This is a genomic window from Chitinibacter tainanensis DSM 15459 (assembly GCF_000429785.1).
Taxonomy (GTDB): Bacteria; Pseudomonadota; Gammaproteobacteria; order Burkholderiales; family Chitinibacteraceae; genus Chitinibacter; species Chitinibacter tainanensis.
This window is the reverse complement of sequence record NZ_AUCN01000009.1, coordinates 140059-153707: the sequence shown is the minus strand read 5'-3', so window position 1 is coordinate 153707 and position 13649 is coordinate 140059. Positions and strand designations below refer to the sequence as shown.

The 13649-nt window shown below is 57.1% G+C and carries 15 protein-coding genes; 5 read left to right on the top strand and 10 right to left on the bottom strand.

From position 1 onward, the window contains the following. Positions 1–39 precede the first annotated feature (39 nt). Both G482_RS0101835 and G482_RS0101830 read right to left on the bottom strand, forming a co-directional pair. The gene (locus G482_RS0101835) at positions 40–576 is read right to left on the bottom strand and encodes a DinB family protein (protein WP_211227547.1); all 537 of its coding nucleotides are present in this window, start codon (positions 574–576) and stop codon (positions 40–42) included. Between the two features lie 108 nt (positions 577–684). Continuing rightward, a complete protein-coding gene (locus tag G482_RS0101830) occupies positions 685–2721 on the bottom strand; it encodes a carbohydrate-binding protein (protein WP_028448586.1) in 2037 nt (678 codons plus the stop codon). A 495-nt stretch (positions 2722–3216) separates the two neighbouring features. On the opposite strand from G482_RS0101830, the gene G482_RS0101820 reads away from it, so the two are divergent. Then, the gene (locus tag G482_RS0101820; protein WP_028448585.1) at positions 3217–3414 is read left to right on the top strand and encodes a hypothetical protein; all 198 of its coding nucleotides are present in this window, start codon (positions 3217–3219) and stop codon (positions 3412–3414) included. Between the two features lie 77 nt (positions 3415–3491). Here the strand turns inward: G482_RS0101820 and G482_RS0101815 are convergent, their stop codons facing one another. The 7 genes from G482_RS0101815 to G482_RS0101785 all read right to left on the bottom strand — a co-directional run bounded on the left by G482_RS0101815 (position 3492) and on the right by G482_RS0101785 (position 9235). Beyond that, entirely contained in the window at positions 3492–4457 is a 966-nt protein-coding gene (locus G482_RS0101815) for an NAD(P)H-quinone oxidoreductase (RefSeq protein WP_028448584.1), read from the bottom strand. A gap of 10 nt (positions 4458–4467) precedes the next feature. Further along, positions 4468–5682, bottom strand: a complete 1215-nt coding sequence (gene cytX / locus G482_RS0101810; RefSeq protein ID WP_028448583.1) for a putative hydroxymethylpyrimidine transporter CytX — start codon at positions 5680–5682, stop codon at positions 4468–4470. A gap of 197 nt (positions 5683–5879) precedes the next feature. Next, entirely contained in the window at positions 5880–6350 is a 471-nt protein-coding gene (locus tag G482_RS0101805; RefSeq protein ID WP_028448582.1) for a GNAT family N-acetyltransferase, read from the bottom strand. A 125-nt stretch (positions 6351–6475) separates the two neighbouring features. Next, positions 6476–6913 (bottom strand): GNAT family N-acetyltransferase, encoded by a 438-nt coding sequence (locus G482_RS0101800; RefSeq protein ID WP_028448581.1) that lies wholly within the window; start codon positions 6911–6913, stop codon positions 6476–6478. A 45-nt stretch (positions 6914–6958) separates the two neighbouring features. Further along, complete coding sequence (locus G482_RS0101795; protein WP_028448580.1) at positions 6959–7264, bottom strand: DUF1330 domain-containing protein; 306 nt, start codon at positions 7262–7264, stop codon at positions 6959–6961. A gap of 64 nt (positions 7265–7328) precedes the next feature. Beyond that, on the bottom strand, positions 7329–8480 hold the full coding sequence (gene zapE, locus G482_RS0101790) for a cell division protein ZapE (RefSeq protein WP_028448579.1): 1152 nt from the start codon (positions 8478–8480) through the stop codon (positions 7329–7331). Positions 8481–8629: 149 nt separating this feature from the next. Then, positions 8630–9235 carry a peroxiredoxin gene (locus G482_RS0101785; RefSeq protein ID WP_028448578.1) on the bottom strand — a complete coding sequence of 202 codons (606 nt, stop codon included), beginning with the start codon at positions 9233–9235 and terminating at the stop codon, positions 8630–8632. Positions 9236–9473: 238 nt separating this feature from the next. Here G482_RS0101785 and G482_RS0101780 point away from each other — a divergent pair, with 238 nt between their 5' ends. Further along, positions 9474–10355: a type 2 periplasmic-binding domain-containing protein gene (locus tag G482_RS0101780; RefSeq protein WP_028448577.1), complete on the top strand. Its 882-nt coding sequence runs from the start codon at positions 9474–9476 to the stop codon at positions 10353–10355. 104 nt (positions 10356–10459) lie between these two features. Here G482_RS0101780 and G482_RS0101775 read toward each other — a convergent pair whose 3' ends face one another. Beyond that, the gene (locus G482_RS0101775) at positions 10460–11065 is read right to left on the bottom strand and encodes an acetate uptake transporter (protein ID WP_051258651.1); all 606 of its coding nucleotides are present in this window, start codon (positions 11063–11065) and stop codon (positions 10460–10462) included. Positions 11066–11312: 247 nt separating this feature from the next. Between G482_RS0101775 and G482_RS0101770 the strand changes: the two genes are divergently transcribed. The 3 genes from G482_RS0101770 (at position 11313) to G482_RS19960 (ending at position 13604) form a co-directional block, all read left to right on the top strand. Beyond that, positions 11313–11645 (top strand): DMT family transporter, encoded by a 333-nt coding sequence (locus G482_RS0101770; RefSeq protein ID WP_028448575.1) that lies wholly within the window; start codon positions 11313–11315, stop codon positions 11643–11645. Positions 11646–11693: 48 nt separating this feature from the next. Next, positions 11694–12167, top strand: a complete 474-nt coding sequence (locus G482_RS0101765) for a methyltransferase family protein (RefSeq protein ID WP_034618609.1) — start codon at positions 11694–11696, stop codon at positions 12165–12167. Between the two features lie 99 nt (positions 12168–12266). Beyond that, a complete protein-coding gene (locus G482_RS19960; protein WP_084414422.1) occupies positions 12267–13604 on the top strand; it encodes a DUF805 domain-containing protein in 1338 nt (445 codons plus the stop codon). The last annotated feature ends 45 nt before the right edge of the window (positions 13605–13649 follow it).

Sequence of the window (13649 nt, the reverse complement as noted above, 5' to 3'; positions counted from 1 at the left end):
CCAACAATCGCTTGCGGGCTATACCCTATGAATCACGTGCTACTGCGACGGACCTTGCTGCAAGATATCCAGTAGCGGCAAATCGGTAATCCCCACCTCCACCCCTAGCTGCTGCAGTAAAGTGCCCACTTGCCCGCGATGATGGGTCTGGTGGTTGAACATATGCTGTACCAACACCCAGCGTGGTACGGTCTGGGTAAATTGATAGAGCCGGCTCGTCCACGTGACCGGCTCGGCCAGCCACTCGGCGCTCAGGTTGGCGGCCCAGCTGATCAGCTGTTGATCCAGCGCCTCGCGCGCGGCGCTGAGGCTTGCAAAATCGGGATGGAGCAGCTCACCACAGGGCTGCGTCACCAGCGTCTGCTCGGTAAAGCGCCCCAGCCAGATTAAATCGCCCCACAGCAGATGATCGAGCGTGCCATGCACCGAGCGGAAAAACGCCCCGCGATCGGCCTGACGCTGCTCTTCGCTCAGCTGTGCCGCGGCGTGATACACCTGCCGGTTTTGCCACTGATTGTAGGCCACCATCAATTGCGGCAGATTGCCATCAAACATCGCCTTCCCCCGTTTGCGCATTAGCCTTTACCTTAGCAGCCTGCCTGGCTACCGCCCAGCTTGATCCGTGCGGGCAAGAAAAAACCGCCCCGAGGGGCGGTTTGGTTATACAGCTGCACAGCGTCAGATTTAGCGACAAAGGCCCAGATCCTGCCATACCCCCCAGGTGCCGGTCTGGCTTGGGTTTTCGTTCACCGTCCACCATTTGGATTGGTAGTTATGCCCGCCGAACGACACCACGGTGCCGGCCACGCTGTATTGCGTGCTGGCCGACCAGGCGGGGGCGCAAACGGTGACGCCACTGCCCGGCGTTGCCGTCGGGGCAGGGCTTGGGCTGGCCGTTGGTTTCACGGTGGGGGTGGCGGTGGGGGCCGGGCTTGGCGTCGCGCTGGGTTTCACCGTGGGCGTCGCCGTTGGGGCCGCGGTGGGCGCTGGCGTCGCCGTCGGCACCGCAGTAGGAGCCGCGGTCGGCGCTGGCGTCACACTTGGGGTCGCGGTGGGCCGCGCGCTAGGTGTGGCCGTGGCGGCGCTGGCGACAATGCGCCAGACTTTACCGCTGCCATCCGGGCCAGACTCGGTGGCTGGATCATTACCCTGGCTATACCACATGGCAGTATAGGTCTGGCCGCCTTTAGTCACGCAGGCTCCAGCCTGATACACCGCAGTGGCTTCCCAAGCATTGCAGCTAGCGCCCGGCGCATTGGTGGCTTTCGGTGGCAAGGTAGGAATAGGCGCACTGCTACCGGTGCCATTATTCAGCCCCAACGCTTTGAGTCGATTCCACAACCAGCCACCATCGTCGGCCACATTATCGGTGCCGACAATCGACGTGGTTGAGCCGCCGCCCCAGATCACCGAAAACACATTTGCCGCTTTAAGCTGCGCCAAATGCCCGGTTTGCCAGCACGCGCTTTCGCTGCTTGGGCATTTCAGAAAATCTTTTACGGTGACGGCGCCATTGAGCACATAAGAGCTATTGGTCGGCATCGCCAGATTGCCGAAATAGGCCTGCAGATTGCTCGCCGCCGAATCCACATTGGCGTCGCCCAGGAAATACGTCGCATCGGAGCTAGCGTGATCGCCGCGGGTATCGACATCGCCATTCACTTGCAAATGCCCGCCTGGCACTTGCCACAGCATCACTGGCTGATTGCCGAGCAATTGCGACACCTGCTTTACGTATTCGGTGTAAACGCCATAGGTGGGCGCATTGTATAAATAACCGCCCTGCAGGCCATTGAGCGCCATTTTCGAGAAGACATCGCGCTCCCATTTATCAAAGGCGATAAAGTCGGGATTAAGCTGCGCCTCGGGGTTGCCGTAGGCCTTCATGGTGTAGAGAAAATCTTTCACCGCCTTGGCATGTGGCGCGATCAAGGCCGAATTTTGGCTGGCCTGATGCAGCCAGCCGTGGCCGGTTTGATCACCCGCCCACACGTTGTAATGCCAGCCATACGGGATATTCGGGCCAAACTTGCGCACCAGCCAATTGAGCGAGCGTATGTAATTGGGCAAGGTGGTGTTGGCCGCCATAAATTCAGCCGGAATGTCGGCTTTATTCAGGCCCAGATAATCAAACGCCTCGGTCAAGCCGCTGGCCACCGGTACAGCGTAATCAAACGGCGTTGGGCAATAGCCCGGCTGGCAGGATTTATGCATTTCACCCAAAAAGTCAGGGTTGAGCAGCAAAGTGGCCGGCACCGGATGCTTGGCATCTTTGTAGCCTTCCAGCTGTTTCAAGAGGCTAATCAGATTGATGTAGTGATTGCGCAAATAATGCTTGCTGCTGTCATTACTGAGATCGAGCTGGATGGTGTAGTGGCTGGAGCTGCCATCCACGGTGTAAAACACAATCGTCGGCATGAAGGTCTGCCCGGCCAGATTGCTCTCCATCGCGCGGATATAGTGCATCAGCCGTTCCACCTTCACATCGGTGGTCAGAATGCTCTCGCGATCGCCATCCCCGCCCTGCCCGGCATAGCTAAACAGCGCATCGACCGGGCGCTGCTGCAACAGCGGTAGCTCCGAGCCCCCGTTAATCACGCCACCCATCGAAATTTTGCTGCTAGACCAGCCTGGTACGGCGGCGGCAATAGGGGTACTAAATTGGGCAGCCAAGAGCGCGCCCAGCACTGCGCGGCGCAGTGCGGTGTGGTTTGTTTGCATGTCTCTTCCAATTTCTTTTTAAAATAAAAGCGCGGAGCGCCTGTCTTTCTGCAGGCTTTCCGCTGCGCACCGTACCCCGATTACCGGACCAAAAAAGCCAAGCAATCAAGTACGTAGCAACGATAGTTGGAAGAGGCCGCCAGGCGGTCAAGTGAAGCGCATCACAGCAATTGAGGCGCGCGGTGAATGGTCTTAGCTGGCCAACATCCGTCTGCCCGTGGCGGCCATCGCCAGCGCACAGAGGTCACAGCATCGCCGAACTTGCAGACCAGTGTTTTTAGGTAGTTTTCGCTCACCGACTACACAGGCCGATGCAGTCGGCCAGCCGGCAGCCGATCAACGGCGTCAGCAATTCGACAGCAAAAACGTCGCTGAAAGGTAAAAATCGAGAAAAATAGCGGCTTGGCGCCAGATCAAACCATCTATCAGCTTACGGAAAAACTCGAGAATAGTTTTCATATACTTTAGCGTGTCGTCAACTAACGGAGCGCCAACATGAATCCCAAAACGCTCGATGCACTGGAACTGATTGCGATCGAAGACGAAGCCCGCAAAGTGATGGAAACGGCGAAAACCGCCAGCTATCTGTATCAAACCGCCCGCCGCCTGCGCTCGGTGATGCAGCTAGAAATGATCCGTCGCGGCTTATTCGAGCGGCAAAAGCGCCAGCTTTTGGGTCGTTCTACGGCCTAAGCCGCACGCCCAAGCAAAAAAGCCATGCCGGCTGGCATGGCTTTTTTCATTGTTGCGCTCGTTTATCCAGTGCCAGCCTAGGCCACGCTCAGCACCACTTTGCCCAGATTCTGGTTTTGCGCCAGATAGGCATGCGCGGCGGGCGCATCCTGCCAGGCAAATACCCGATCAATGCTCAGCTGCAAGCGGCCATTTGCCCATTGCGGCAAGAGCTCGCGCGCCACGGCTTGGGCCAGCTCGGTTTTGCGCGCCAAGGGCAAGCTGCGCAGGGTGGAGCCCAGCAGCTGCTGGCGTTTCACCAGCAGTTGCCCCAGATTCAGCTCCGCGCTGGCCCCGCCCAAAAGGCCAATCAAAATCAGCCGGCCATCAAGGCGCAAACAGCGCTGATTGCCGGCCAGATAGCTGCCGCCGACCGGATCCAGAATCAGATCCACCCCGCCCATGGCTTTGAGCTCCGCAGCAAAATCTTGCTCGCGATAATTGATCACGCAATCGGCGCCCAGCCCGCGGCAGAAATCCAGCTTGGCAGGCGAGCTGGCCGTCGCGGCCACCCACGCGCCCTGCGCCTTGGCCAGCTGAATCGCCGCCGCCCCCACGCCACTGGCGCCGGCGTGAATTAGCGCCCGTTGCCCGGGGCGGAGTTGCCCAAGCGTGATGAGATTTAACCATGCAGTTAACCACACCTCCGGCAAGCTGGCGGCCTGGATACTACTGAGGGTATCGGGCTGCAACCAAGCCAATGATTGGTCTAGCAGGCAATACTCCGCATAAGCACCACCAGCCACCAAGCCAAACACCGCTTGCCCCAGCCTAAAGCCCTGCACCTGCGGCCCCAACGCCACCACTTCACCGGCGATCTCCAAGCCAATGATGCTGGATTCGCCCGGCGGGGGTGGATACAGCCCCGCCACCTGCACCAGATCAGCCCGGTTCACCCCGGCCGCGGCCACTTTCACCAGCAACTGCCCCGGGCCGGGCTCGGGGCGCGGCGCTGGGCCCAATTGCAATTGGCCCGCCACCGCGGTGTAGGCTTGCATTTGCATCCGCGTGCCTTTAGGCCGTTACCGCACGGGCGGCGCGTTTGCGCCCCACCACGCCACACAGGCAAGCCACGCTGGCCACGATCAGCATCACTGGTAAGGTGTTGCCCACGGGTAGATCCCAGCTCATGGAATAGCGATACAGACCAAACCCAGCCAACCACAAGGCCAGATTTGGCCAGCTCACCAGCTGAGCCGAGGCATCCTGTTTCAGTACAAAATAATCCGCCACCATGATGGCAATCATCGGCGCAAACACCGAGCCAATCAAAAACAGGAAACTCTCAAAACTATTCACCGGCGCCCACAGCGCCAGCGCAGTGCCCAGCACCACGGCAGCAATGCCCGCGGCACGCTCAGGTAGTTTTGGATTAAGGCTGGCCGCCGAAATCCCCGCTGAGGCCGCATCCAGAAAAGTGGTGGTCACCGTTGAAAACACCACCACCAAGATCGCCGCTACACCCAGACCGGCCTTAGCCATAATCGCCGCCACATCGCCAGTGCCGGCAAACAGCGCAGCGCCCAAGCCGATGATGAACATCCAGCTGCTGCCAATAAAATACGCCAGCGTGGCCCAGGTGGTATCACGCCCTGCGTGGCGCGCCGAACGGGTGTAATCGCTCACCAGTGGCAACCACGATAACGGCATGGCCACCGCTAGCTCGACTGCCATGCCAAAACTCATGGTTTGCTGCGCCGCAGCCGGCAGCTGCGCCGCCTCGGCCTGAAACACCACCACACTGAGTAAAATAGTCAGCAAAAACAGCAGTGCGGCGGTCACCGACTGCAGGCGCGACATGTTTTTCAAATCGAGCGCGATCCACAAGGCAATCAAGGCCCCAATCACCAGCGACCAACCGGCATTGCCCACTTGCGGCACCAGAAAATTCGCCGCTGCCGCGCCAGAAAACACCATAATCGCCGTCCAGCCTACCAGCTGCACTACATTGGCCAGCGAAAACAGCGTACTGCCGCGCTGACCAAACGAGCGCTTGACAGTTTCCATCGCCGATTTACCGGTCTTGGCGCCGATATAGCCCGCCAGCCAGAACAGCACGCCGCCAATCATATGGCCGAGCAAAATGGCTTTCACGCCATCAGCAAAACCCAGCGGAGCTAACAAAGTACCCGTCATGATTTCGGCCAGCGACACGGCGGCCCCAAACCACAGCAAGCCCAGCGCCGGGCCGGACAAGGTGGCGCTGCTAGTTGGTGTTGTATTACTCATCGCATTCCCTTTTGTCTTGGCGTGGCCGGGGAGAAAACCCGGTCGCCCTGTTATCCGCGCCCCGGCAGGCAGGGCACAGTCGCCATGATACACGGGCAGCCATTCGCCTTCGCAGCCGAATGCGGTGCATTGCATCTAGATCAAATTAGAATGCGCTGAGCCAAGTGTTGCGCCAGACAACGCCGACCCAATTAGCCTCAAATCACCGGCGTATGCAGGCTTTTGCTCATAAAGAGGCTAAAAGGGTCGGGCTGGTACTGCGCAAACGGCCCGCAGGGCTGATAGCCTTGCTGCGCATACAGCCGATGCGCTGGGGCAAAGGCCGGCGTGGTGCCGGTTTCGAGGCTTAATCGCTGAATACCCTGTGCGCGGGCCTCAGCCTCTAGCGCCTGCAACAGCGCCCGCCCCACCCCGCGCCGCACATACCGCGCAGCGGTGCGCATGGATTTAAGCTCGGCGTGCTGGGCATCCAGCCGCTTGAATGCACCACAACCGAGCAAAGCCTCGCCTTCCCAAGCGGTCATAAAGGTAATTTCTGGCGCTTTGAGTGCGGCTAAATCCAGTGCAAACACACATTCCGCCGGCGAGTTGGCATACATACCGGCCAGATGTTCCTGCAATAAATCAGCAACTTGGGGGTGGGTAAGGTCGTCGATGATGATGCGCATTGGTCACTCCATGGCCACAGCTATGAGTAAGCTATGCAGCAAAATGTGTGCCTAAGTATTGAGTGCCGAAGGTGTTGGCTAGTGCATGCTGCGAAAGGCTAAGCGCCAAAGTGCCGCAGACGACCTCAAGGGCGTTTGATCACAAAGGCTTTTTCAATCCCGCTTTTAAAGCCAACCGCCTCGTACACCGAATGCGCCGCAGTCAGCTGCTCGCCCGACAGCAGCATCACTTTGTAGCAATCGGCCTGCCACGCCAAGGCCAGCGCGAATTCCAGCACTTGGCGACTCAGCCCGCGGCGGCGATAGGCGCTGGCGGTGATCACATGCTCGATGAGGCCAAACGGCCTAGCGCCGTTGGCGATGCTGCGATTGATGCTCAACGCGCAGGTCGCAGCTAGCAAGCCATCGATCTCGGCCACCACAATCTGCGTGTTTGGATCGGCAATGATCTGCGCCCAACGTTCTTGCGCAAGATCATCGGCCAAGGCCGGATCATGCGGGCGCAGCTCTTGATACAAGCGCAGCACGCCGGCTAGGTCATCGTGGTTTGCGACTCTAGTCATCAATTCAAATCTCAAGCTTAAAATCAGCTATCCTAGCGCCCCTAATTACCTCGGCTGCACCCCGTCATACCCTTCCACAACCACCAAATCAATCTCACACGCGCCGTCGCGCAACGCTTTGGCATTTTGATACGGCACGGAGTGGTAGCAATCGAGTGCGGCTTGGTAGGTGGGAAACTCGACGATGGTGTTGCGTGAACGGGTATTGCCTTCCACGCATTGATACTGGCCTGCTCTAGCCAGATACTGGGCGCCGTATTCTGCGAGAGCCGCGCCATTGGCTGCGATATAGGCTTGAAAGGGTTCTAGCTGGGTGATGTCGAGGCGGACGATCCAATAGCCTTTGGCCATGGCCTTGCTTCCAGATGTAGTGAAAGCAAAACCATAGCATGAAGTCAGCGACATCCGGTGAGGATTAAGTCTCGATCAGCCCTGCTTGCGCTTGCTCGACGCTTTGATGCGCCAGCGCGAGGTATTCTTTCGATTGCATTTCGGTCAGGCGGCTGGCGGTGCGGAAGAATTCGCTGGCTTGCAGACCCTCGACATACACCTGATCCACCGGCACATCAGCGCCGATGATGAGTTTAACGCGGTGGTCGTAAAACACATCCACCAGCCAGGTAAAGCGGCGAGCCAGATTGCTGTTTTCCGGCTTGAGCTTAGGCAGGCCAGTGAGGAAGACGGTGTGATATTCCTGCGCCAGCGCCAGATAGTCGGCCTGACCACGGCCATCGCCGCATAGCACGGCAAAATCAAACCAAATGGCGCCACCGGCGCGGCGGCGGGCTTTGAGCTTGCGGCCTTCAAGGGTGAGCTGCGGATCTTGATCGTGGCCGGTTGCCATTTTGGCAAACAGCTCGCCTAGCTCAGCCTCGCTGGCGGCATCTTGCGGGTACAGATAGGTGCGCGCGGCGGTGAGCGCGCGCAAGCGGAAATCTTGCCCGCCGTCGACATTCAGTACATCCAGCCGCGCTTTCAGTAGCTCGATGGTGGGCAGGAAATTCGCGCGCTGCAGCCCGTTCGGGTACAGCCCATCGGGCGGGTAATTCGACGTCGTTACCAGCACCACGCCGCGATTAAATAGTTGCTCCATCAGCCGCCCCAGAATCATCGCGTCGGCAATGTCGGAGACGTGAAACTCGTCAAAACACAGCACGCGCACGGCTTTGGCCCATTTGTCGGCGACTTTGGTGAGCGGGTCGTCACTGCCTTGCTGTGCGCGCAGTTCGCGGTGCACTTCCTGCATAAAGTAGTGAAAATGCAGGCGCTTTTTGCGCTTATACGGCAGGCCGGCGTAAAACGCATCCATCAAAAAGCTTTTGCCGCGCCCTACGCCGCCCCAAAAATACAGCCCGCGCGGTAAATCGGGCATCGGCAGCAGGGTTTTGCCAAACAGGCGATTGCGCTTTTGCTTGAACACCACCAGCTGTTGCCACAGTGCTTCCAGCCGCTCGATGGCGGCGGCTTGCGATTGGTCGGCAATAAAGCCGGGCTGGCTGGCCAGGGATTGATACCAGGTCAGCGGGCTAACGCCGGCTTGCGGCGGGGCAATCACATGTTGAGACATAGTTTTCCTGCGGCATTTTGGTTAGCCAGATTATACGGCATGCGCGGCCGCGGGCAGATTGGCAAGGCCATGCAGATACAACAAAGCCCCGCTAGGCGGGGCTTGGCGGAGCGATCACTTCGCGCATGGCGCGAAGTGATGAGCTTCAATTACAGTGCAGCGGCGTTTTCAGCCAGGTAAGAAGCCACGCCATCCGCGTCGGCTTTCATACCTTTTTTGCCTTTGTTCCAGCCGGCTGGGCACACTTCGCCGTGCTCTTCGGTGAATTGCAGCGCGTCGATCACACGCAGCAGTTCGTCGATATCACGACCCAGTGGCAGGTTGTTCACCACTTGGTGTTGTACTACGCCGTTTTTGTCGATCAGGAAGGTACCGCGCAGTGCCACGCCCGCATCGGCCAACTCAACATCATAAGCTTGGCAAATTTCGTGCTTCACGTCAGCCACCAGGGTGTAACCCACTTGGCCGATACCGCCTTTTTCGACTGGGGTGTTGCGCCATGCAGCGTGGGTGAATTGGCTGTCGATCGATACGCCGATCACTTCCACATTGCGTTTTTTGAATTCTTCCAGACGGTGATCAAAAGCGATCAGCTCAGATGGGCAAACGAAAGTGAAGTCCAGTGGGTAGAAGAAGATGGCCGTGTATTTGCCGGCGGTGGCTTCTTTCAGGTTGAAGTTGTCAACGATCTGGCCATTGCCCAGAACGGCAGCGGCGGTGAAGTCAGGGGCTTGCTTAGCAACCAATACAGCCATGTTAAAACTCCTAAAAGGGTTCGGTAAAAGTTGGCAACACTGTAGATATCTGGGCGACGATCGTCAAATCAAGAGTTTTCATCTGCCCGATAGCTAATTTCTATTCAGCCCATAGCCTCCGGCACATTGGCGCGCCGGATGTTGTCAGCTTTATGCAGTTGCGGGCTACAGGCTTATCGCGATTGCCTTTTGCCTTACAACTTGCCATGATGGGTTCAGCCCATTCTAGGAGGATTTGATGATGCGCTTGTTTCAACGTTTACTCTGCGCGCTCACCCTGACCGCCGCAGCCACCAGTACCGCTTGGGCCAACGATAAAACCATCACCATCCTGACCCAGCAGGATGTCTACAACGATTACCAAAAATTCATCGGCCAGCGCGATCCGCTCACCCTCAGCAACTACGGCGGCCCAGGCTCGCGCCGCGATGTGGTCGAAATCGTCTTGGTGATGCAGGCGCTGAAAGCTGGCGGCAATGACTTACCGATTAAGCTCGTGAAAGTTGATAACAGCAGCGATTCCTACAATCGCTACATCAAAGAAATCATGACCGGCAATGTCACCATGGGGGGCAATAGCGCCTGGCAGATCGATCTTAAGCCGCTTAGCGATAAGGTGTTCGTGTCTGAGCCGGTGATTCGTAATGGTGAATTTGAAGCCGGCTTTTACACCACCGCCGATAATGTGGAAGCCCGCCTCACCCGTACGCTGCCCGAGCTGCAAAAGCTCACCGCGGTGGTGGCCGATAGTTGGAAGCCCGATGTGGCCACACTGGAAAGCCTGAAGTTTTCTAATCTGCTGAAAACCCAAAGCTGGGATTCCATGGTGGGCATGCTGGTGAAAAAACGCGCCGATGTGGTACTGGCGCCCTTCCAGCCCACGCCTGATTTATCCATGGATGTAGGCGGCAAAAAATTAGTGCCGATCACCAATGTGAAAGTTGGCCTGCAAGGCAGCCGGCATTTCTTTGTTAGCCGCCTCGACCCCAATGGCGCACTGGTAGCCAAGCAGCTGAATATCGGTCTAGATCGCCTGCGCGATAAAGGCATCATCGAAAAAGCCTACCGCGAGTCGGGCTTCTTTAATAGCGCCACCAAAAGCTGGAACCGGCTGAACTAAACCACCGCTCGCCACAATAAAAAAGCCCGCAACTGCGGGCTTTTTTAATCTCAACACACTTTGACAAGCAACGCAGCAAGAGGCCGGCTACTTGCGCGGCAGGCTTAGTGCGCCTTGCCACCCATCGGCAGCAATTCGCGGCCGTAGATTTCATTCAGCACTTGCGCCATGGCCGAGTAAATCGCCGCGCTACCGCAGATAATGCCTTCGATACCGGCGATGGTTTTGATGGCAGCGCTGCCGGTGAAATCACCAATCGCCAGCAAGAAAAACAGCACGGTCAGTGAGCCGAAAATAAACTGGGTGATGAAATTCATCCGCAGCGTGCCCACAAACAGGAATGCGGTAAAGATACCCCAGGCGAGTAAATACCAGCCCATCGCGGTTTCACTGGTTTTGGGAGCAATACCCCACTGTGGGAATACAATCAGCGCCACCAGCGTCAGCCAGAACATGCCGTATGAGGTAAACGCCGTCATGCCAAAGGTATTGTTCTTTTTCGATTCGAAAATACCGGCAATCACTTGCGCCAGGCCGCCGTAGAAAATCCCCATCGCCAGAATCATGGCGTTCAATTCGAACAAACCGGCGTTATGCAGATTAAGCAGTACCGTGGTCATGCCAAAGCCCATCAGGCCCAATGGCGCTGGATTGGCGGCGGTTTCGGTCACGGTAAGGGTGGATTGGGCAAGCGGGTGAGCGGCTGACATGACGCGTCCTATGACAAAAGCAGGTAAAAGGAGCGGCATTCTATACTGTGAAACCCTGATCGGCGCTTGGTCAGGATCAATATTTCATGACCAATGGCATTATTTACAGTGCATCACTGCATCAGATCAATTTCCCGCCAGCCTGGCGCCGCGCGCAGCGGTAATTCTTGACAATGGGCGACAGGCCGCTGGCTATTTGCCGCCCACCTCTGCACAATCGCCGGGATGATTGGATGAAGGAATAGAAATGAAACCCTGGCTGATTTTATTGCTGGCCATTGTGGCTGAAACCATCGCTACCAGCGCCCTTAAAGCCAGTGAAGGCTTTAGCAAACTGGGCCCTTCGCTGATTGTGATTGCCGGCTACGGCGTGGCGTTTTATTGTTTGTCGCTGACTTTGCGCACGATCCCGGTTGGCATTGCCTATGCGCTGTGGTCGGGGATCGGGATTGTGCTGATCACCGTCGCCAGCTGGTGGCTCTATGGGCAAAAACTCGATCTTGCCGCCCTACTGGGCATTGCACTGATTGTCAGTGGCGTGATCGTAATGAATGTTTTCTCTAACAGTACTGGCCACTAAGCCAAGTAGGATATTGCCTCGCAGGCAATACTACGCAGGGGTATATAGATGCAACCATCACCACACCCACTCGAACTGAAAATCATGCCCATGGCTTTGCTGGCCATCACCGCCGTGCTGATGGCGGCCGTGGCGGCGGCCACCCCGGCGCTGAATATCGCCTTGCCACTCAATGGCCCGGTGGGCTTGTTGCTGCTAGCGCTGGGTTTGGCCCTAGTATTGGCCGGCGGGCAGGCTTTTAGGCAGGCCAGCACCACCTTCGATCCACGTCAACCCGCCGCCGCCAGCCAGCTGGTGCGCAGCGGGGTCTACCGCCATACCCGTAATCCGATGTATCTGGGCTTTGCGCTGATGCTAGCGGGCTGGGCCGACTGGCAAGCCAATCTGGCCGCGCTGGCACTATTGCCGGCCTTTGCGCTGTATCTGCAGCGTTTTCAAATCATCCCCGAAGAACGGGCCATGTTGGCGAAATTTGGTGCGCCATTTGCACGCTATTGCCAAGAGGTACGGCGCTGGTGCTAACTAACTGCGCCAGAAAATCTTGCACAAATTCAAATTAAAACTGGCTAATAAATTTCGTGAAAAATTAAAATAACCGGAAATTTACTTACCGAGCATAACATGACGCAAAGTGTGTCGATCGAGCTAACCGGGCGCCTGCTGGCAGAAACCACTATCGAACAGGCGCTAAGCAGCTTGGCTGCTGCATTTAAAATCGACGAATCACGAGCGAGACAGCTCCTCAATCAAGCGCCTACGGTCATCAAAAAAGAGTTACCTGCTCAGCAGGCCACACAGTACATTCAACACTTTGCAAAAATGGGGGTTGAACTGCGTGCAATCCCGATCCGCACCGAGCTAACTCTGATGGAGCCCATCAGCACTTCGACAGCGCCTGCCACAACCGCAGCAACCGCAGCGCCAGTTGTATCCGATACACCTAACTCACCGACACCAAGTTCACCTGCCGCCACCACAAACCAAGCTCCTACATTCGACGAGCAGAGCTACACCCCGCCATGGACAGCTCTTAATCTTGAGGGGCGCTTTGGGCGACGTCGTTACACGCTCAATCTAATCTACTCATTTCTCCCCTGCGTCATTGCGGCTCTGTTATTGCCACCACTGTTAATCCGCATGAACATTTCCCCACAGACTGGCGGGGGGTGGTTACTGCTTTTGCTCATCGGGCCGCTGGTGCTCTGGACAGGTTGGCAGTATTTCCGCTGCGCCGCACTGCGGCTGCACGACTTGAATTTGCCTGCATACTGGGCCGCAACATTCGTACTAATTATGGGGGCATGCCAGCATCTATTGCGCAACGGTGCCGATTTAAGCTACGGACAATATGCGATATGCTGGTGCTGCAGCGTGTTGCTGCCCCTCCTATTAGCGGTCTGGCCGGGTAGTGAGCATGACAATCTTTATGGTGCACCCAGCGAACCACCAGGCACCGCTCTCAGCATCTTGGTGGCTGGCATCTTACTGGTCAGTGGCTTCCTTGGCGTTGCCCAGCTAAGCAACAGCCGTTATCTATTTACGCTAGAAAAAGCCATGGCTGGCCGCCCTTTAAATGAGCAAGAAGTGCAAGTCTTGTTTAAAGCTGCACGCAAAACGGTCGACGACCGTTGGCTGAAATTGGCAATGGCTGCCTATTTTGAAGAAACCGGCAAAGCCATTACCGATGCCGAGGCCTATCGTGCGCAATTGCAAGCCCAAGCCGATGCAGCCCTGCTGACCGCAATGCGTAGCCTGCAACAACCACTGCCAGCAGCAGACCTGCCACCAGCGTTTCGACATATAGTTGCTGATGCCGAGGTCGCTCCCTTTATGCAACGAGTAGAACATGAGTCTGGCGCTGGATACCCGAATACAGCGCTAGCTAAACGGGCGCTTCAAAGTAATTACGACAGGCAATTGCGCCAAAAGCTAGGCCTACCAGACCCTGAGAAGCAATAACCAATTAAAAAGCGCACCGTGGTGCGCTTTTTAATTGGTGTGGGC